Source organism: Pseudomonas sp. GW823-FHT06E10, from assembly GCF_058794995.1.
This window is the reverse complement of sequence record NZ_JBXAHJ010000001.1, coordinates 124,904-144,070: the sequence shown is the minus strand read 5'-3', so window position 1 is coordinate 144,070 and position 19,167 is coordinate 124,904. Positions and strand designations below refer to the sequence as shown.

The following is a 19,167-nucleotide window of genomic DNA, read 5'->3' as shown; positions in this document are numbered from 1 at the left end:
ACAAAAACAACATTCGAAATGCACTTTGAGGACTACAGCAATGATTATTTACGGTGTGGCGCTGTTGGCGATCTGTACGCTGGCAGGGGTGATCATGGGGGACATGCTCGGGGTGTTGCTGGGTGTGAAGTCAAACGTCGGCGGTGTCGGGATCGCGATGATCCTGCTGATTTGCGCACGGTTGTGGATGCACAACCGTGGCGGCATGACCAAGGATTGCGAGATGGGCGTCGGCTTCTGGGGCGCGATGTACATCCCGGTGGTGGTGGCGATGGCGGCGCAACAAAACGTGGTCACGGCGCTGCATGGTGGTCCGGTGGCGGTGTTGGCAGCGATCGGTTCGGTGGTGATCTGCGGCTGCACCATTGCCCTGATCAGCCGGACCCATAGAGGCGAACCCTTGCCCGATGAACCGGTGGATGTAACGCCGGTTGGCGCACCGGCAGGAGGTCGCTGATATGTGGGAACTCATCAAGAACGGTCTGGAACACAACGGTCTGGTCACCGCATTCGCCTTTGTCGGCGTGATCATGTGGGTGTCGGTAGTGATCTCCAAACGCCTGACCTTCGGGCGTATCCACGGCTCGGCGATAGCCATCGTCATCGGCCTGGTACTGGCCTGGGTCGGCGGCACGATGACCGGCGGGCAAAAAGGCCTGGCGGACCTGACCCTGTTTTCCGGCATCGGGCTGATGGGCGGCGCCATGCTGCGGGACTTCGCCATCGTCGCCACGGCCTTCGAGGTGCAGGCCACGGAAGCGAAAAAGGCCGGCTTGATCGGTGTTATCGCGTTGCTGTTGGGCACGGTGCTGCCGTTTATTGTCGGCGCGTGCATGGCCTGGGCCTTCGGTTACCGCGATGCGGTGAGCATGACCACCATCGGCGCCGGTGCAGTGACCTACATTGTCGGGCCGGTGACCGGCGCGGCCATTGGCGCCAGTTCCGATGTGGTGGCGCTGTCGATTGCCACCGGTCTGATCAAGGCGATACTGGTGATGGTCGGCACGCCGATGGCGGCGCGCTGGATGGGCCTGGATAACCCGCGCTCGGCGATGGTGTTCGGTGGGCTGGCCGGGACGGTCAGTGGTGTGACTGCCGGTTTGGCGGCGACGGATCGGCGGCTGGTGCCTTATGGCGCGCTGACCGCGACATTCCACACCGGGTTGGGCTGCTTGCTGGGGCCTTCGTTGTTGTACTTCATTGTTCGCGGGATTGTCGGGTAGTCCGCTGCATCGTCATTGAATGTTCAGACGTCATCGCGAGCAAGCTCGCTCCCACAGGGAATCGCATTCCTATGTGGGAGCGAGCTTGCTCGCGATGGGGTCGATAAGGTCTCAAGCCTGCCGATTGGCATACATCCGACACTCCGCCAGCAACGCCAGCAAATTCGGATCACGCTCCTTGGCTTTCAGGAACACCACGCCAATGTGCTGCTGCAACCGGTACTTTTCCTGCAACGGGATCAGCTTCACCCGGTTCTCGTACACCGCCGCAATCCGCCCCGGCAGCAACGCATAACCCACGCCCGAACTGACCATGCTCAGCAGGGTGAAGATGTCGTTGACCTGCATCGCCACCTTCGGTTCGAACCCTGCCTGCTCGAATACCCGCTTACCGTCCTGATGGGTGGCGAAGCCCTGGGTCAGGGTGATGAAGGTTTCGTCGCGGACCTCGGCCAGGTCGACTTCGGTTCGCTGGGCAAACTTCGAGTCGGCGGGGGTGGCGAGGAAGATGTCGTCGGAAAACAGCGGGATCTGCTCGCAATCCGGGTCGTTGACACTGTCGTCCAGCGACACCAGGGCCGCATCGACTTCCATGTTCTTGAGCTTGTAGAGCAGGTCGATGTTGGAGCCCAGAATCAGGTCGATGTTGAGCTCGCTGCGGCGGATCTTCAAACCCATGATCAGTTGCGGCACGGTCTTGACCGTCAGTGAATACAGCGAGCCCAGCTTGAAACGTTCGGCGGAGAACCCGGCGGCTTCGCGGGTCAGGCGCACGCTTTCGACGACATCCTGAATCAGCTTCTGCGCCCGCTCTTCCAGCACATAAGCGCTTTCCAGCGGCGTCAGGCTGCGGCCTTCGTGCTTGAACAAGGGGCAGCGCAGGGCGCTTTCCAGGGAATGGATCGCCCGATGCACGCTGACGTTACTGGTCTGCAATTCGGCAGCGGCCCGCGCCAGGTTGCCGGTGCGCATGAAAGCCAGGAACACCTCGAGTTTTTTCAGGGTCAACTCTTCATCGATCAGCATGGGGCGGACTCTTTTTGGAATGACTCGATTGTGCCCAATTACTCCGGGCCCGTCGTACAGAAACATTGCGCTTTTACGCTTCAAGCCTGAGCCTTGCGCTCTGCGGTAACGAATTTCGAGGTGAGCAACGCATGTATCACGGGGAAAGACTGAACGCCTGGACGCATCTTGTCGGGGCCGTGGCGGCGTTTATCGGCGGGGTGTGGCTGATTGTGCTGGCCAGTCTCGACGGCAGTCCGTGGAAGATTGTCAGCATGGCGATCTACGCCTTTACCCTGATGGTGCTTTACAGCGCGTCGACCGTGTACCACAGCGTGCGCGGGCGCAAGAAAGCGATCATGCAGAAGGTCGATCACTTTTCGATCTACCTGTTGATCGCCGGCAGCTACACGCCGTTCTGTCTGGTGACCCTGCGCGGGCCGTGGGGCTGGACGTTGTTCGGGATTGTCTGGGGACTGGCGCTGATCGGCATCCTGCAAGAGATAAAGCCGCGTTCGGAAGCGCGGATTCTGTCGATCGTGATTTATGCGGTGATGGGCTGGATTGTGCTGGTGGCGGTCAAGCCGCTGCTCGCGGCGCTGGGCGGCGCCGGGTTTGCGTGGCTGGCATCGGGCGGGGTGTTGTACACCGTGGGGATTATCTTTTTTGCCCTCGATCATCGCCTGCGCCATGCCCACGGGATCTGGCATCTGTTCGTGATCGCCGGGAGTTTGCTGCACTTTGTGGCGATTTTGTTTTATGTCCTTTAAGGCTGTACCGGGACCAGGCGATCCAACTGCTCCCGGGCTCGCCGGCTGAATACCTGCAACAGATCGTTCAAGGTGTGGGGCGGCGGTTCGGCGGCGCGGGTCACTGCGTACAGGGTGATGGGTAACGGCGGTGCCAGAGGGCGGATCGTTGTGGTGGCGGGAGAGGCGCCAAGGGCGGTGAACGGATCGATCACCGCCAGGCCCGCGCCAGATTCCACCATCGCCCGTGCCAGTGAGTAGGTTTGCACGGCGATGCGTACCCGGGGCGGGGGTTCGACCGCTTCCAGGTAACTGTCGAGCCGCGCGGCCAGCGGATCGGCGCTGGATAAACCGATCAGCGGCGCATCCGCCAGCGCCATCAGCGGCAACGGTTTGCCCGCATCTTCCTGAGGCCAGTAACCACTTGGCGCCAGCGCCACCAGCACGCCGGACGCCAGCGCCTGAGCCTTGAGCCCCGGGTGATCCGGGCGTTGCAGGGTCAGGGCGACATCCACTTCGCGCATCAACAGGTTCTGCACCAGTTCGCGACTGTGGGCGCTGGAGAGTTCGCAAACGATGTCCGGGTAACGCCCGGTCCATTCGTGAATGGCCGGCGGCAGCAATGACAGGGCCAGCGCCGGGGTGGCACCGATGCGCAGGCTGTGGCCAGGTTCGCGGCGCAGGCTCTGCGCCAGGCGCCGCACGCCTTGCAGGCTTTCGCTGACCTTGTCCACTTCGCGCTCCAGCTCCAGCGCTTCCGGGGTCGCCTGCAACTTGCCGCGCACCCGCAGGAACAACGGGAAGCCCAATTGTTGCTCGGCGTGCTGCAACACCTTGCTCACCGCCGGCTGCGAGACATGCAGCAATTGCGCGGCGGCGCTGATTGAGCCGGTCTGGCGGATGGCCTGGAAAATCTCGATATGGCGAAGGCGCATGGCAAGTCCATAACCTTTGTTTATGGGTTTGCCATCTTTATGCATTGTTCAACGTCTGTCACCTGGCTCTAACCTCGGTGTCGTCTTCACTACGGTTTTAAGGACGGACATGGCTCAGCGTGTGTGCATCATCGGTGGCGGCGTGATTGGCCTGGCAACGGCCTATGCGTTGGTGCGCGACGGCTTCGAGGTGACGGTGGTCGAGGCACGGGACTCGCTGGGCAGCGAAACCAGCTTCGCCAACGGCGGCCAGTTGTCCTATCGCTATGTCGCGCCCCTGGCTGACGCCGGTGTGCCTTTGCAAGCCATCGGCTGGATGTTGCGCGGAGACTCACCGCTGAAGCTGCGCCCGCGCTTCGACCTGGCCCAGTGGCGCTGGATGGCGTCGTTCCTCGGCGCCTGCCGCCGCTCGGTCAACCGCGAGAACGCCGCGCACTTGCTGCGCCTGGCGTTGTTCAGCCAGGACACATTGAAGTCCTGGCGCGAGGATGATGGACTGGCGGGATTCCAGTGGCGGCGCAATGGCAAACTGGTGACTTTCCGCCAGAACAGCAGCTTCGAGCATGCGCGCCAAGGCCTGGCCGACCCGCAGCAACAGCAAGTGTTGTCGCCGGCCGAATGCGCGCAACTGGAACCGGCGCTGATCGATGTGCCCTTTGTCGGGGCGATCTACACCCCGGACGAAGAGGTTGGTGACTGCCACGGCTTCTGCCAGCAACTGGCCGCCCGGCTGCAAGCGTCCGGCCGTTGCGAGTTTCGTCTCGGGCAAGCGGTGACCGGCATTCGCCACAGCAACGGTAGTGTCAACGCCATCGAACTGGGCGGGCAATTGCTACCGGTCGATCAACTGGTGATCGCTGCCGGTCACCGCAGTCCGTTGTTGGCGCTACCCGGGCTGCAACTGCCGCTTTATCCGCTCAAGGGCTACAGTCTGACCGTGCCGATCGGTGCCGGTCACCGGGCACCGGACGTGAGCATCACCGACTACGACCGCAAGATCGTCTACGCCCGCATCGGTAAGCAATTGCGAGTGGCGGCGATGGTCGACATCGTCGGCTTCGACCCTGCTTTGGACCCCAAGCGTCTGGCGCTGATCAAGCGTCAGGCCCATGACACCTTTCCAAATGCCGGCGCCTATGACGAAGCCGTCGAGTGGGCCGGCATGCGCCCGGCCACCCCCAGCGGCGTGCCGCTACTGGGCGCGACGGCGTATCGCAACCTGTGGCTCAACCTCGGCCACGGCGCGCTGGGTTTCACCCTGGCATGCGGCAGCGGGCGCTTGCTCAGCGAGCTGATCGGCGAGCGCCGGCCTTCCATTGACCTTCAGGGTTTCAGCCACCGGGCCGCCTGAATACTGATTTCTGAAAAGGACACTGCAATGACCATTACCCGACTGCACAGCAACCCGCGCCTGTCTGGCGCCGTGACCTTTGGCGACCTGGTGTTTCTCTCCGGGCAGGTGCCGGGCGATGCCCTGGATGCCACCGGCCAGACCCGCGAAGTGCTGGCGAAAATCGATACCTTGCTGGCGGAGGCGGGCAGCGACAAGGATCATCTGCTCAGCGCGACCATTTACCTGAAGAACATCACAGAGGATTTCGCCGCGATGAACGAGGTCTGGTCGGCCTGGCTATCGCCGGGGCAGGCACCGAGCCGCACCACCGTGCAGGCCGAACTGGCCCGCCCGCAGGTGCTGGTGGAAATCACCGTCATCGCTGCACGCGTCTGATAAACCAACACCCACAACGGAGAATAACAATGCAAAAAATCACGTTGCTCGCTTGTACGCTTAGCCTATTGCTTGGCAGTCAGGTTCAGGCCAATGAAGCGCCGCTGACCGGCACCCTGAGCAAGATCGCCAGCGCCAACAGCATCACCCTGGGCTATCGCGATGCTTCGGTGCCGTTCTCCTACGTGGGTGATCACAGCGGCAAGCCGATGGGTTACTCGGTGGATCTGGCGGGCAAGATCGTCGAGCGCATTCAGCAGCAACTGGCGCTGCCGGACCTGAAGGTGAAGTACAACCTGGTGACCTCGCAGACACGCATTCCACTGGTGCAGAACGGCACCGTTGACCTGGAGTGCGGCTCCACCGGCGTGACCGCCGAACGGCAGAAGCAGGTGGCCTTCTCCTATGGCTTCATCTATGTCAAAGGCCAGTTGCTGACCGCGAAGGACAGCGGGATCAAGAATTTCGCTGACCTGCGCGGCAAGAATGTGGTGACTACCGCCGGCACCACCAACGAGCGCTTCCTGAAAAGCTACAACGTCGATCACAAGATCGACATGTTCGTGATCAGCGCCAAGGACCACGGCGAAGCCTTCCAGATGCTGCAGTCGGGCCGGGCGGCGGCGTTCTACATGGACGACGCGCTGCTCTACGGTGAGCGCGCCAAGGCCAATGACCCGCACAAGTGGGTAGTGGTCGGGGAGGAGCAATCGCGGGAGATCTACAGCTGCATGGTGCGCAAGGACGATCCGCAGTTCCTGGCGCTGGTCAACGGCGCGTTGGCGGATCTGTACAGCTCGGGCGAGATCAATGGCATCTACCAACGCTGGTTCGAGCAGCCGATCCCGCCGAAGGGTTTGAACCTTGAGTTCCCGATGACCAGCGAACTCAAGGCGATCATTGCCAAACCGGTGAGTGATCCGGTGCAGTAGCCTAGAAATCACCCCAGAGTTGCTGGGCCACCGCCAGTGCAACAACCGGTGCGGTTTCGGTGCGCAACACCCGTGGACCGAGGCGGGCGGCGTGGAAGCCGCCGGCCTTGGCCTGATCGACTTCGGCATCGGACAAACCACCCTCCGGGCCGATCAGGAATGCCAGACTTGAAGGTTTGGCGTGGCTCACCAACGGTTCGGCCACCGGGTGCAGCACCAATTTCAACTCGGCTTGTGTCTGCTTCAACCAGTCAGTCAGCAACAGCGGCGGATGAATCACCGGCACCCTTGAACGCCCGCACTGTTCGCATGCGCTGATCGCCACCTGGCGCCAGTGCAGCAGGCGTTTGTCGGCGCGCTCGTCCTTGAGTCGGACTTCGCAGCGCTCTGTGAAGATCGGGGTGATTTCAGTGACGCCCAGTTCCGTGGCTTTCTGGATCGCCCAGTCCATGCGTTCACCCCGGGACAGGCCCTGGCCGAGATGGATTTGCAGCGGCGACTCGATCTGCCCGGCGAAGCATTCATCGACCTGCACCACGACGCGCTTTTTACCGACGTCGACCAGCCTGGCGCGAAACTCCTGGCCCGAACCGTCGAACAACTGCAACGCATCGCCCTCGGCCATGCGCAGCACTCGGCTGATGTAGTGGGCCTGGGCTTCGGGCAACTCGTGCTCGCCGATGCTCAGGGGGGCGTCGATGAAGAAGCGGGACAGTCTCATGCTGGGTCTCTGAAAAAGGGTGTTGGTCATGGAACGGTGGGGACTTCTGTGGGAGCGAGCTTGCTCGCGATGACGATCTGACATTCACCATTGATGGTGGCTGGAAGACCGCTATCGCGAGCAAGCTCGCTCCCACATTGACCGCATCATCAGCCCGGATCACGGAACCCCGGGTGGAAGTCCTTCGGCACCGCCACGCTGACGCTGTCACGGGTCGCGATGTCGATCCCTTCGCTGGCCACTTCGGCAAGGAAGTCGATCTGCTCCGGGGTGATCACATACGGCGGCAGGAAATACACCACGCTACCCAATGGACGCAGTAAGGCACCGCGCTCCAGGGCGTGCTGGAACACCTTCAGGCCGCGACGTTCCTGCCACGGCCAAGCCTCTTTGCTGGCCTTGTCCTTGACCATCTCGATGGCCAGCACCATGCCCGTCTGGCGCACTTCGGACACGTTCGGGTGGTCGACCAGATGCGCCGTCGACGTAGCCATGCGCTGCGCCAGGGCCTTGTTGTTCTCGATGACGTTGTCTTCTTCGAAGATGTCCAGGGTCGCCAGGGCCGCCGCGCACGCCAGCGGGTTGCCGGTGTAGCTGTGGGAGTGCAGGAAGGCGCGTAGGGTCGGGTAGTCGTCGTAGAAGGCGCTGTAGACCTCGTCGGTGGTCATGCACGCCGCCAGCGGCAGATAGCCGCCGGTCAGGGCTTTGGAAAGGCACAGGAAATCAGGGCGGATGCCAGCCTGTTCGCAGGCGAACATCGTCCCGGTGCGGCCGAAGCCGACGGCGATTTCGTCGTGGATCAGGTGCACGCCGTAGCGGTCGCAGGCTTCTCGCAGCAATTTGAGGTACACCGGGTGGTACATGCGCATGCCACCGGCGCCCTGGATCAGCGGCTCGACGATCACCGCCGCGACCGTGTCGTGGTTTTCGGCGAGGGTCTGCTCCATGGCGGCGAACATGTTGCGCGAGTGTTCTTCCCAGCTCATGCCCTCGGGGCGCAGGTAGCAATCCGGGCTCGACACCTTGATGGTGTCCATCAACAGTGCTTTGTAGGTCTCGGTGAACAGCGGCACGTCACCCACCGACATCGCCGCCATGGTTTCGCCGTGGTAGCTGTTGGTCAGGGTGACGAAGCGCTTCTTGTTCGGCTGACCGCGATTGAGCCAGTAGTGAAAGCTCATTTTCAGCGCGACTTCGATGCAGGACGAGCCGTTATCGGCGTAGAAGCACCGGGTCAGGCCTTCCGGCGTCATCTTCACCAGGCGCTCGGACAACTCGATCACCGGTTGATGACTGAAGCCGGCCAGGATCACATGTTCGAGCTGGTCGACCTGGTCCTTGATGCGCTGGTTGATCCGCGGGTTGGCGTGTCCGAACACATTGACCCACCAGGAGCTGACCGCATCGAGGTAGCGCTTGCCTTCGAAGTCTTCCAGCCACACGCCTTCCCCGCGCTTGATCGGGATCAGCGGCAGTTGTTCGTGATCTTTCATCTGGGTGCAGGGATGCCACAGCACGGCGAGATCGCGTTGCATCCACTGATTATTCAGGCCCATTTTCACTCTCCTGGAGGCGGTCCGTTACCTGCGCGGACAAACAATCGCGCAAGCCTATGCAATGCGTGCCGCGGGGACAACCCATTGTGTCGAATGAGCTACTTTGTACAGGCCGATAGACGTTGCTGGCGGGCGTCTGAAGGCTGACGTATCCTTCGCGGCTCTTGAGCTGTCTGGCTCGCAAAAACTACTGTTTTCCTCGTGTGATTCCGGAGTTCGCTGAATGTCTGTCGGTTGGCTGCGCGCCTGTGCGCTGGTGATGTTGGGGCTGTTCAGCGTGTCTGCGCTGGCCAAGGATAAAACCGCGATCGTGATCGGCGGCGGCCTGTCGGGCCTGACTGCCGCATACGAGCTGCAGAACAAGGGCTGGCAGGTCACTCTGCTGGAAGCCAGGTCGAGCCTGGGCGGTCGTTCCGGCATGGCCACCAGTGAGTGGATCGGCAATGACAAGGCTCAGCCGGTGCTGAACAAGTACGTCTCGAACTTCAAGCTGAGCACCACGCCGGCCCCTGAATTCGTGCGGACCCCAAGCTACCTGATCGATGGCGAGTATTTCTCCGCCGCCGATCTGGCGACCAAGCAGCCAGCCACCGCCGAGGCGCTCAAGCGTTTCGACAAGACCGTGGACGATCTGGCGCGCTCGATCGACGACCCGCTGAACCCGGCTGCCAACAACACGCTGCACGCGCTGGATCAGATCAACGTGTCGAGCTGGCTCGACAAGCAGAACCTGCCGGCCACCGCTCGCCAGTTGATCAACCAGCAGATTCGTACCCGCTACGATGAACCTTCGCGCCTGTCGCTGCTGTACTTCGCACAGCAGAGCCGCGTTTACCGTGGTGTCTCCGATCGTGACCTGCGTGCATCGCGCCTGGTCGGTGGCAGCCCGGTGCTGGCCCAGGCCCTGGTCAAGCAGCTGAAAACCATCAAGACCAGCTCCCCGGTCTCGGCGATCATCCAGGACAAGGATGGTGTGACCGTCAAAGTCGACAACGTCAGTTATAAGGCTGACTACGCCGTGCTGGCCGTGCCACTGCGTGCCCTGAACAAGATCCAGATGACCCCGGCGCTGGACGCCCAGCACCTGGCGGCGATCAAGGGCACCAACTACGGTTGGCGCGACCAGATCATGCTCAAGTTCAAGACGCCGGTGTGGGAAAGCAAGGCGCGCATGTCCGGCGAGATCTACAGCAACACCGGCCTGGGGATGTTGTGGGTCGAGCCTGCCCTGAAGGGCGGTGCCAACGTGGTGATCAACCTGTCCGGCGACAACGCCCGCGTCATGCAGGCGTTCGGCGACAAGCAGATGGCCGATCAGGTGCTGATTCGCCTGCACGCTTTTTATCCACAGGCCCGTGGTTCGTTCACCGGTTATGAAATCCGTCGCTACAGCACCGACCCGTCGACTGGCGGTGCCTACCTGGCCTTCGGCCCGGGCCAGATCAGCAAGTTCTGGCGCCTGTGGGAACGCCCGATTCAGCGCGTAGCCTTCGCTGGCGAACACACCGACACCCTGTACCCAGGCACCCTGGAAGGCGCGCTGCGCACCGGTCAGCGTGCGGCCAGCCAGGTTGAAGACCTGGCGGCGGGCAAGTCGTTCGAACCGGCGAAAGTGGGTCCGGCCGCCGCAGCGGCGGGCGCTGGTGCGGTGGTGGCGAAGAAAGGCAATTTCTTCAGCAACCTGTTCGGCGGCTCGGATGACGAGAAGAAACCAGAGCCAGTCAAGGCACCTGAACCGGTAGCACCGGCAACTCCGGCACCTGTTTCAGCACCGGTTGCTGCACCGGCACCGGTCGAACCACCGAAGCCTGCGGCACCGGTGAAAACCGAGCCTGCGAAGAAGGCACCGGCCAAGGCCCCAGCCAAGACCGAAACGAAAAAGGCCCCGGCCAAGGCTCCGGTGAAGAAAGCCGAGACGGCGAAGAAGCCAGCGGCCAAACCTGCGACGGACACTGTGACCAAGGCTCAGTAACGTTCAGGTGTAAAAAAGCGCGGCCCCAGGGTCGCGCTTTTTTTTGCCATCAAATATCAACCATCCGGTTTGGCTGTGCGGTCCTACATGCTGCTGCAATGCATCAGAAGCTTCTCACAAAAGATTCGGAGCTAAATGATAAGCGGCAGCCATCAGGTGTCTGGATCGGGGAGGGCGGAGCCTGCCAGGACGGCACCGGTCAAAAATGTTGAACCGGAGAGCAGTGAGGCCACTGACACCAAGACTCAGCAACGTTCAGGCGAAAAAACGCGGCTCAAGGGCCGCGTTTTTTTTGCCTGGAGAAAAACCGGGACCAGAATCGAATAAACCTTTTGATACAGGTGTTCTCCGGTTTGTATTCACTTTTTCTCACAATTTCGCCTTTAATCTTTCCTTAACTCGCAGGCTTCAGACTCTTGATCGCATTTTTCGATATTTCAAAGCAAATTTTTCCGCTTTAATTCGATAGATAACTCGATAGTCTTGGGCCAGCACTTACAGGATCTAGGCAATGCAGCTACGTAACTCTACCTCCCGCTACGGCTGGGTCAGTATCGTCATTCACTGGGTTGTGGCACTGGCGGTCTTCGGTCTGTTCGCGCTTGGGCTGTGGATGGTCGGGCTCGACTACTACAGCACCTGGCGCAAAGACGCACCGGACCTGCACAAGAGTATCGGCCTGGTGTTGCTGGGTGTGATGCTGCTGCGGGTGCTGTGGCGCTTCATCAGTCCACCGCCGCCAACCCTGGCTAGCTACAGCCGCATGACGCGCCTCGGCGCCAGGTTCGGCCATGGCTTTCTGTACCTCAGTCTGTTTGCTGTGTTGATTGCCGGTTACCTGATTTCCACCGCCGAAGGTGTCGGTATCCCGGTGTTTGGCTTGTTTGAAGTCCCTGCGCTGGTATCCGGACTGCCGGACCAGGCAGATACCGCTGGCGTGATCCACCTCTACCTGGCGTGGGTGCTGGTAATTTTTTCCGGCCTCCATGCGTTGGCAGCATTGAAGCACCACTTTATCGACCGTGATGTGACCCTCAAGCGAATGCTGGGTCGCAAAGCCTGAAGTTCAACCTCGACTCCAAAGGAAAACAAAGCATGTTGAAAAAGACTCTGGCCGCTCTGGCAATCAGTTCCGCCCTGTTGTCCGCCGGTAACGCCATGGCCGCTGACTACGTGGTCGACAAAGAAGGCCAGCACGCCTTCGTTGACTTCAAGATCAGCCACCTGGGCTACAGCTTCATCACCGGTACTTTCAAGGACATCGACGGCAAGTTCAGCTTCGACGCTGCCAAGCCTGAAGACAGCAAGATCGAGTTCAACGTGAACACCGCCAGCGTTTTCACCAACAACGCCGAGCGTGACAAGCACATCTCCAGCAAAGACTTCCTGAACGGCAGCAAAGCCACGTTCGTTTCCACCAGCGTCAAACCCACCGGCAAAAACGCCGCTGGCAAGGACACTGCCGATGTAGCTGGCGACCTGACTATCCTCGGTGTAACCAAACCAATCGTGGTCAAGGCTACTTTCCTGGGTGAAGGCAAGGATCCATGGGGCGGCTACCGTGCAGGCTTCGAGGGTACTTTCAGCCTCAAGCGTTCCGACTTCGGCAAGCAGAAAGACCTGGGCCCATCGTCCGATGCGGTTGAGATGTACGTGACCTTTGAAGGTGTAAAAGCGAAGTAATGCTGAGACTGTAGGAGCGAGCCTGCTCGCGATAGACCTGAGAACGCCGCGGAGCATCAGGCTTCCAGCGTTATCGTTGACGACCATCGCGAGCAAGCTCGCTCCCACAGGTTTTTGCACTGATCAAAAAAATGCCCCGGACCTTTCGGTTCGGGGCATTTTTTTATTTCAGCGATAACTCAGCTGCTGAGACTGTAGGAGCGAGCCTGCTCGCGATAGACCTGAGAACGCCGCGGAGCATCAGGCTTCCAGGGTTATCGTTGACGACCATCGCGAGCAAGCTCGCTCCCACAGGTTTTTGCACTGATCAAAAAAATGCCCCGGCTCTTTCGAACCGGGGCATTTTTTATTGCAGCGATAACTCAGCGATTGCGGGTCAGCAGCGCTGGTTTCTCACCACGAGGACGGCTTGGCAGTTGATCCAGCTGCTCAGGTGTCGGGAAGCGATCCGCCTTCGACTCCTTGTGCATGATCTTCGGCGCCGGGCCACGCGGGTTCTGCACGGCAGGTTCCGAACGTGGCTGGTCGTCACGGGCCGGACGGCGATTGCGCGAATCTTCGCGACGGGCCTGGCCGTCGCGCGGTGCGCCACTGCGAGGGCCGTTACGCTTGGCTGGCGGAGTGCCGGTGCTGGCGCCATCGCTGTTGCGGGGACCGTTCTGGCGACCTTGTGGCTTGCCGGAACGTGGAGCGCCCGAACCTGCCGCGGTGCCTTGTGCCGGAGCACCCGGGCGACGGCCGCGGCCTTGCGCGGGCTTCTGCTGCGGCACGTAGTCGACGCGGTTGCCGAAGTTATCGATATCGTCGTCCAGGAACTCGTCCGGGGCGCGGTCAGCGGCGGCACGAGGAGGTTGCGATGGACGCTGCTCGCGAGCCGGAGTGCCTTCACGTGGTTTCTGCTGACGGGCCGGGCGCTCGCCGCGTTCGCCGGCCGGTTTTTCCTTGCCCTTGTCCTTGCCTTTGTCCTTGCGACCACCGCCGCCACCGCTGCCGTTCGGACCGTCGCCGCGCGGGCCACGTGGATTGCGCGGGTTGCGCATGTCCGGACGCTCGCGCACTTCAGGCTTTTCCGCCTCGATGGTGCTTGCATCGAAGCCCATCAGGTCGCCGTCGGCGATTTTCTGCTTGGTCATGCGTTCGATGCTTTTCAGCAGTTTTTCTTCGTCCGGGGCTACCAGCGAAATCGCCTCGCCCGAACGACCGGCACGGCCGGTACGGCCGATACGGTGCACGTAGTCTTCATCGACGTTCGGCAGTTCAAAGTTGACCACATGTGGCAACTGGTCGATGTCCAGGCCGCGGGCGGCGATGTCGGTGGCCACCAGGATGCGCACAGTGCCGGCCTTGAAGTCGGCCAGGGCTTTGGTGCGGGCGTTCTGGCTCTTGTTGCCGTGGATCGCGACGGCGCTCAGGCCGTGCTTGTCCAGGTACTCGGCCAGGCGGTTGGCGCCGTGCTTGGTGCGGGTGAACACCAGTACCTGTTCCCAGGCGCCAGCGGTGATCAGGTGGGCCAGCAAGGCGCGCTTGTGGCTGGCCGGCAGGCGGAATACGCGCTGTTCGATACGCTCGACCGTGGTGTTTGGCGGCGTGACTTCGATGCGTTCCGGGTTGTGCAGCAGCTTGCCGGCGAGGTCGGTAATGTCCTTGGAGAAGGTCGCCGAGAACAGCAGGTTCTGGCGTTTGGCCGGCAGACGGGCCAGGACCTTTTTCACGTCATGGACGAAGCCCATGTCGAGCATGCGGTCGGCTTCGTCCAGCACGAGGATTTCCACGTGGGACAGATCGACGCTGCCTTGGCCGGCCAGGTCGAGCAGGCGGCCAGGGCAGGCCACCAGCACGTCTACGCCGCGGGACATGGCCTGAACCTGCGGGTTCATGCCGACACCGCCGAAGATGCAGGCGCTGACGAACTTCAGGTCACGGGCATAGACCTTGAAGCTTTCATGCACTTGCGCGGCGAGTTCGCGAGTCGGGGTCAGGACCAGTACGCGCGGTTGGCGCGGGCCGTGACGTTGGGACTTGTCCGGATGACCGTTGGGGAACAACCGCTCCAGGATCGGAAGGGCGAAACCGCCGGTTTTACCAGTACCTGTCTGTGCCGCGACCATCAGGTCGCGACCTTGCAACACGGCGGGAATGGCCCGCTGTTGCACCGGAGTAGGCTCGGTATAGCCCGCCGCCTCGATGGCGCGGACTAAAGCCTCGGAGAGACCGAGGGAAGCAAAGGACATGAGTAATCCTGTTCTAGTTAGGGCTTGGCCCAATGGGAGTCTTGCCTGGCGCGAATGGCGTTTAAGAGGACGCAATCCCGTCCGGTCCTGCTGGGTTTCGAAGGCTCGTCTGCAAGCGCTCGCGCGGGCTGAAAGCTGCGCAGTAGCGGGGTTGAGATGCCTTTAACGATTCCGAGCGTCCGGGCGTGAGCCTGGCGGGAAGGCCGGAGTATAACAGAGCTATCACTGCGCGCCGCTTTCCTGCTGCTCAACGGTTTTTTCCGTGGCGGCCGTGGCCTTTTCAGACTTCACGCTGGCTGCCGGTTCCGCGCCGTAGCGGGCGCTCAGTTCAGCGTAGGCGGGCTCGCGCTTGAAGCGCTTGAGTTCGGCGCCGAAACGCTGCACCAGCAGATCCATGCCCGCATTGCGCCGCACCGCGAGAAACTGGCTTTGCTGGCTGATGACCGTGGGGTTTTCGGTGATCTTGTCGCGGATGCCCAGTTCGTCGAGCAAATGCTGGCCGACCCGGCGGTCGGTGATCAGCAGGTCAATTCGCCCGCGTACCAGTTTGCCGAAGTTGGCTTCATGGGTGGGGGCTGGCTCGCGGGTGAACAGCGTCGAATCGCTGAAGTCCTTGCTGTACAGGTAACCCGGCGAGGTGCCGATGGTCAGGCCGCGCAAGTCATCGAGGCTGCGAAACGGGTGGGGCCGGTCATTGGCGTAGAACATCACGAACTGGACTTCCGAAAGCGGTTCGCTGGGGTAGAGCAGCGTCGCTTCGCGTTCGTCGCTGTGAAAGATGTCCAGGGCGCCGTCGGCCTGGCCTGTTTCAAGCATCGACAAGCAGCGTTTCCATGGCAGGAACTGCCACTCCACTTCGATGCCCAGGCGCTTGAAGACAATGGCGGTGGTTTCGTAGTCCAGGCCCAGGGATTTGCCGTTGTCTTCGTACACATAGGGCGCCCAAGGCTCCGTGACAATGCGCAGCTTCTCGCCCCGGGCGGCGAAGCTCAGGCAAGTGAAGACAAGCACGGCGATTAACTGCGTGATCAAAGGCATAGGCTGAGATTACGACGAGAAACCGGAAAGAGCCAGAAACTGACCGCAGATGCTCTAACTCCGTGGATTGCCGCACATTAATAGTGCGTTGAAAGCAAAAGATCGCAGCCTGCGACAGCGTCTACGGGATTTGACATTCCGTTGTAGGCGCTGCCGCAGGCTGCGATCTTTTAATTGTGCTTCAACGACTTTTTAACGCGGCAACTTCAGGTTGTTCCACACCGCCAGGCTCGCTTCAGCCTGGTTCAGGGTGTAGAAGTGCAGCCCTGGAGCGCCACCCTGCAGCAGTTGTTCGCACATCTCGGTGATGACCTGTTCGCCAAAGCGCTGAATGCTCTGGGTGTCGTCGCCATAGGCTTCCAGTTGCTTGCGGATCCAGCGCGGGATTTCCGCACCGCAGGCATCGGAGAAGCGCGCCAGCTTGCTGTAGTTGGTGATCGGCATGATGCCCGGCACGATCGGGATGTTCACGCCCAGCGCCCGCACGCGTTCGACGAAGTAGAAATAGCAGTCGGCGTTGAAGAAGTACTGGGTGATCGCGCTGTCGGCGCCAGCGTTGGCCTTGCGCACGAAGTTGGCCACATCGTCTTCGAAATTGCGCGCTTGCGGATGCATTTCCGGGTAAGCGGCGACTTCGATGTGGAAATGATCACCGGTTTCTTCACGAATGAATTCAACCAGGTCATTGGCGTGGCGCAACTCACCGCTGGCCATGCCCATGCCCGAAGGCAGGTCACCGCGCAGGGCGACGATACGCTTGATGCCGGCAGCCTTGTACTGGGCCAGCAGGCCGCGCAAGTCGTCCTTGCTATCGCCCACGCAGGACAGGTGCGGAGCGGCAGGGATTTTGACTTCGCTTTCGAGCTGCAGCACGGTGTTCAGCGTGCGATCGCGGGTCGAACCGCCGGCGCCGTAGGTGCAGGAGAAGAAATCGGGGTTGTAGATGGCCAACTGGCGAGCAGTGGCGAGCAGCTTTTCATGCCCAGCATCGGTCTTCGTAGGGAAGAACTCGAAGCTGTAGCGACGATCTTGGGACATGGTCATATCCTTGGAAACTCATAAGGCGGACGCTGGCCCCCTGTAGGAGCGAGCTTGCTCGCGAAAAACATCAAGGCAACGCGTTCATCCAGGCAACACGCGTTATCGTTGACGTCCATCGCGAGCGAGCTCGCTCCTACACAGGAAAAGCCGGTCTATCAGTAGCGGTAGGCGTGCGGCTTGAACGGACCTTCAACGGTCACGCCGATGTAGTCGGCCTGGGTCTTGGTCAGTTGAGTCACTACGCCGCCGAAGCCACGGACCATTTCCAGGGCCACTTCTTCGTCGAGTTTCTTCGGCAGTACTTCAACGGTCAGGCGCTCGGCTTTCTGGGCTGGCGACAGGTCGGCGTACTTCTGGCCGAACAGGAAGATCTGGGCCAGAACCTGGTTGGCGAACGAACCGTCCATGATGCGGCTCGGGTGGCCGGTGGCGTTACCCAGGTTAACCAGACGGCCTTCGGCCAGCAGGATCAGGTAGTCGTCGTTCTGTGGGTCGAAATCGCCAGCGCCGGTACGGTGGATCTTGTGAACCTGCGGCTTCACTTCTTCCCATGCCCAGTTCTTGCGCATGAAAGCGGTGTCGATTTCGTTGTCGAAGTGGCCGATATTGCAGACAACGGCACGCTTCTTCAGGGCCTTGAGCATGTTCGAGTCGCAAACATTGACGTTACCGGTGGTGGTCACGATCAGGTCGATCTTGCCCAGCAATGCCTTGTCGATGCTTGCTTCAGTTCCGTTGTTGATACCGTCGATGAACGGCGAAACCACTTCGAAACCGTCCATGCAGGCTTGCATGGCGCAGATCGGGTCGACTTCGGAAACCTTGACGATCATGCCTTCCTGACGCAGGGACTGGGCCGAACCCTTGCCCACGTCGCCGTAGCCGATGACCAGCGCTTGCTTGCCGGACAGAAGGTGGTCGGTGCCGCGCTTGATCGCATCGTTCAGGCTGTGACGGCAGCCGTACTTGTTGTCGTTCTTGCTCTTGGTCACCGAGTCGTTGACGTTGATGGCCGGGATTTTCAGCTCGCCCTTGGCCAGCATGTCCAGCAGGCGGTGAACGCCGGTGGTGGTTTCTTCGGTCACGCCGTGGACGCGGTCCAGAACCTGTGGGTACTTCTTGTGCAGCAGCTCGGTCAGGTCACCGCCGTCGTCGAGGATCATGTTGGCATCCCAAGGCGCGCCATCTTTGAGGATGGTCTGCTCCAGGCACCACTCGTACTCTTGTTCGGTTTCACCTTTCCAGGCGAAAACCGGGATGCCGGCAGCGGCGATGGCAGCAGCAGCCTGGTCCTGAGTCGAGAAAATGTTGCAGGACGACCAGCGTACTTCGGCACCCAGGGCAACCAGGGTTTCGATCAGCACGGCAGTCTGAATGGTCATGTGGATGCAGCCGAGGATCTTCGCGCCCTTGAGCGGTTGCTCGGCGGAATACTTGTTGCGCAGACCCATCAGGGCTGGCATTTCGGATTCGGCGATGATGGTTTCGCGACGGCCCCAGGCAGCCAGGGACATGTCGGCAACTTTGTAATCGTTAAAATCTGCAGGCGTGATAACAGCGCTCATGAAGAGCCTCCATTCGTAATGTATGCGAATGGGCGCCGTTGTGCGTTTAGTGTCCAGCCAGTGAAGGCCAGGCAACGCCCCATCCGAGCCTGACAGGTCAAACCTGCTGCAGCGCCCCTCGGACAGGTGGCGGGAAACGGTAGCAATTGAAGATGACCGTTTTGAAACGGTGGCGATTATAGCGGGCTATGCCGATCTTCCAAAGCGTTTCTGTCGGTCAATGTCCGAACGGTAATCGAGACCATAGACGATGCTCAATAGAGCTCTAGGTCGGGCTCTGCCATGATGGTCGGCATCATTCGGCAAGACGCTCAGGAGTGAACATGAATTTCCACACCCGCAAATGGGTAAAACCCGAAGACCTCAACCCTAACGGCACGCTGTTCGGCGGTAGCCTGCTGCGCTGGATCGACGAAGAGGCGGCGATCTACGCCATCGTTCAGTTGGGCAACCAGCGTGTGGTCACCAAGTACATTTCAGAAATCAATTTCGTCAGCGCCTCGCGCCAGGGCGACATCATCGAACTGGGCATCACGGCGACCGAGTTCGGCCGCACTTCGATCACCCTGACGTGCGAGGTGCGCAACAAGATCACCCGCAAGAGCATCCTCACCGTTGAAAAAATGGTGTTCGTGAACCTCGGTGAAGACGGCTTGCCGGCGCCTCACGGCCGGACCGAGATCAGGTACGTCAAGGACCAGTTCAAGGACGACGCCAGCGTGTAGGAGCGAGCCTGCTCGCGATGGTCGTTAACGATAACACTGGGTACCTGACACCCAGTGGTGCT

18 protein-coding genes and 1 riboswitch are annotated in these 19,167 nt (G+C 60.9%); of the genes, 10 read left to right on the top strand and 8 right to left on the bottom strand.

All coding sequences use genetic code 11. The features are described from left to right. Positions 1-40 precede the first annotated feature (40 nt). Positions 41-457: a malonate transporter subunit MadL gene (gene madL, locus AC1Q6Y_RS00620; protein WP_102670647.1), complete on the top strand. Its 417-nt coding sequence runs from the start codon at positions 41-43 to the stop codon at positions 455-457. Between the two features lies 1 nt (position 458). After that, positions 459-1,223 carry a malonate transporter subunit MadM gene (gene madM, locus AC1Q6Y_RS00615; protein ID WP_057712938.1) on the top strand — a complete coding sequence of 255 codons (765 nt, stop codon included), beginning with the start codon at positions 459-461 and terminating at the stop codon, positions 1,221-1,223. Between the two features lie 111 nt (positions 1,224-1,334). On the opposite strand, the gene AC1Q6Y_RS00610 is transcribed toward madM, so the two are convergent. Continuing rightward, the gene (locus AC1Q6Y_RS00610) at positions 1,335-2,249 is read right to left on the bottom strand and encodes a LysR family transcriptional regulator (protein WP_057712939.1); all 915 of its coding nucleotides are present in this window, start codon (positions 2,247-2,249) and stop codon (positions 1,335-1,337) included. 131 nt (positions 2,250-2,380) lie between these two features. Between AC1Q6Y_RS00610 and trhA the strand changes: the two genes are divergently transcribed. Next, positions 2,381-2,998 (top strand): PAQR family membrane homeostasis protein TrhA, encoded by a 618-nt coding sequence (trhA, locus tag AC1Q6Y_RS00605; protein ID WP_057712940.1) that lies wholly within the window; start codon positions 2,381-2,383, stop codon positions 2,996-2,998. On the opposite strand, the gene AC1Q6Y_RS00600 is transcribed toward trhA, so the two are convergent. Beyond that, positions 2,995-3,912, bottom strand: a complete 918-nt coding sequence (locus AC1Q6Y_RS00600) for a LysR family transcriptional regulator (RefSeq protein ID WP_102672868.1) — start codon at positions 3,910-3,912, stop codon at positions 2,995-2,997. The genes trhA and AC1Q6Y_RS00600 overlap by 4 nt on opposite strands. 109 nt (positions 3,913-4,021) lie before the next feature. Between AC1Q6Y_RS00600 and AC1Q6Y_RS00595 the strand changes: the two genes are divergently transcribed. The 3 genes from AC1Q6Y_RS00595 to AC1Q6Y_RS00585 are packed head-to-tail and all read left to right on the top strand — an operon-like array spanning position 4,022 to position 6,573. Further along, positions 4,022-5,263: a D-amino acid dehydrogenase gene (locus AC1Q6Y_RS00595; RefSeq protein WP_492623901.1), complete on the top strand. Its 1,242-nt coding sequence runs from the start codon at positions 4,022-4,024 to the stop codon at positions 5,261-5,263. Between the two features lie 27 nt (positions 5,264-5,290). Beyond that, positions 5,291-5,641: a RidA family protein gene (locus AC1Q6Y_RS00590; RefSeq protein ID WP_057712943.1), complete on the top strand. Its 351-nt coding sequence runs from the start codon at positions 5,291-5,293 to the stop codon at positions 5,639-5,641. A 29-nt stretch (positions 5,642-5,670) separates the two neighbouring features. Further along, positions 5,671-6,573, top strand: coding sequence for a transporter substrate-binding domain-containing protein (locus tag AC1Q6Y_RS00585; RefSeq protein ID WP_340312879.1), 903 nt, complete (start codon positions 5,671-5,673; stop codon positions 6,571-6,573). Position 6,574: 1 nt separating this feature from the next. On the opposite strand, the gene AC1Q6Y_RS00580 is transcribed toward AC1Q6Y_RS00585, so the two are convergent. Then, entirely contained in the window at positions 6,575-7,294 is a 720-nt protein-coding gene (locus AC1Q6Y_RS00580; protein ID WP_090451906.1) for a 16S rRNA (uracil(1498)-N(3))-methyltransferase, read from the bottom strand. Between the two features lie 149 nt (positions 7,295-7,443). Then, positions 7,444-8,850 carry an adenosylmethionine--8-amino-7-oxononanoate transaminase gene (locus AC1Q6Y_RS00575; protein ID WP_492623900.1) on the bottom strand — a complete coding sequence of 469 codons (1,407 nt, stop codon included), beginning with the start codon at positions 8,848-8,850 and terminating at the stop codon, positions 7,444-7,446. Between the two features lie 223 nt (positions 8,851-9,073). Between AC1Q6Y_RS00575 and AC1Q6Y_RS00570 the strand changes: the two genes are divergently transcribed. The 3 genes from AC1Q6Y_RS00570 to AC1Q6Y_RS00560 all read left to right on the top strand — a co-directional run bounded on the left by AC1Q6Y_RS00570 (position 9,074) and on the right by AC1Q6Y_RS00560 (position 12,505). After that, positions 9,074-10,822 carry a flavin monoamine oxidase family protein gene (locus tag AC1Q6Y_RS00570; RefSeq protein ID WP_492623899.1) on the top strand — a complete coding sequence of 583 codons (1,749 nt, stop codon included), beginning with the start codon at positions 9,074-9,076 and terminating at the stop codon, positions 10,820-10,822. Positions 10,823-11,333: 511 nt separating this feature from the next. Further along, the gene (locus AC1Q6Y_RS00565; RefSeq protein WP_407516184.1) at positions 11,334-11,885 is read left to right on the top strand and encodes a cytochrome b; all 552 of its coding nucleotides are present in this window, start codon (positions 11,334-11,336) and stop codon (positions 11,883-11,885) included. A 32-nt stretch (positions 11,886-11,917) separates the two neighbouring features. After that, the gene (locus tag AC1Q6Y_RS00560) at positions 11,918-12,505 is read left to right on the top strand and encodes a YceI family protein (RefSeq protein ID WP_090451900.1); all 588 of its coding nucleotides are present in this window, start codon (positions 11,918-11,920) and stop codon (positions 12,503-12,505) included. A 362-nt stretch (positions 12,506-12,867) separates the two neighbouring features. Here the strand turns inward: AC1Q6Y_RS00560 and rhlE2 are convergent, their stop codons facing one another. From rhlE2 to ahcY, 4 genes are all read right to left on the bottom strand, one after another. Next, positions 12,868-14,736 (bottom strand): RNA helicase RhlE2, encoded by a 1,869-nt coding sequence (rhlE2, locus tag AC1Q6Y_RS00555; protein ID WP_090451898.1) that lies wholly within the window; start codon positions 14,734-14,736, stop codon positions 12,868-12,870. Positions 14,737-14,958: 222 nt separating this feature from the next. After that, positions 14,959-15,774: a substrate-binding periplasmic protein gene (locus AC1Q6Y_RS00550; RefSeq protein WP_090451896.1), complete on the bottom strand. Its 816-nt coding sequence runs from the start codon at positions 15,772-15,774 to the stop codon at positions 14,959-14,961. A 192-nt stretch (positions 15,775-15,966) separates the two neighbouring features. Next, entirely contained in the window at positions 15,967-16,812 is an 846-nt protein-coding gene (gene metF / locus AC1Q6Y_RS00545; protein ID WP_150815197.1) for a methylenetetrahydrofolate reductase [NAD(P)H], read from the bottom strand. A 158-nt stretch (positions 16,813-16,970) separates the two neighbouring features. After that, on the bottom strand, positions 16,971-18,380 hold the full coding sequence (ahcY, locus tag AC1Q6Y_RS00540) for an adenosylhomocysteinase (RefSeq protein ID WP_090451894.1): 1,410 nt from the start codon (positions 18,378-18,380) through the stop codon (positions 16,971-16,973). A 23-nt stretch (positions 18,381-18,403) separates the two neighbouring features. Beyond that, positions 18,404-18,506: riboswitch (S-adenosyl-L-homocysteine riboswitch) on the bottom strand. Positions 18,507-18,703: 197 nt separating this feature from the next. On the opposite strand from ahcY, the gene AC1Q6Y_RS00535 reads away from it, so the two are divergent. Next, positions 18,704-19,105 (top strand): acyl-CoA thioesterase, encoded by a 402-nt coding sequence (locus tag AC1Q6Y_RS00535; RefSeq protein WP_150815196.1) that lies wholly within the window; start codon positions 18,704-18,706, stop codon positions 19,103-19,105. The last annotated feature ends 62 nt before the right edge of the window (positions 19,106-19,167 follow it).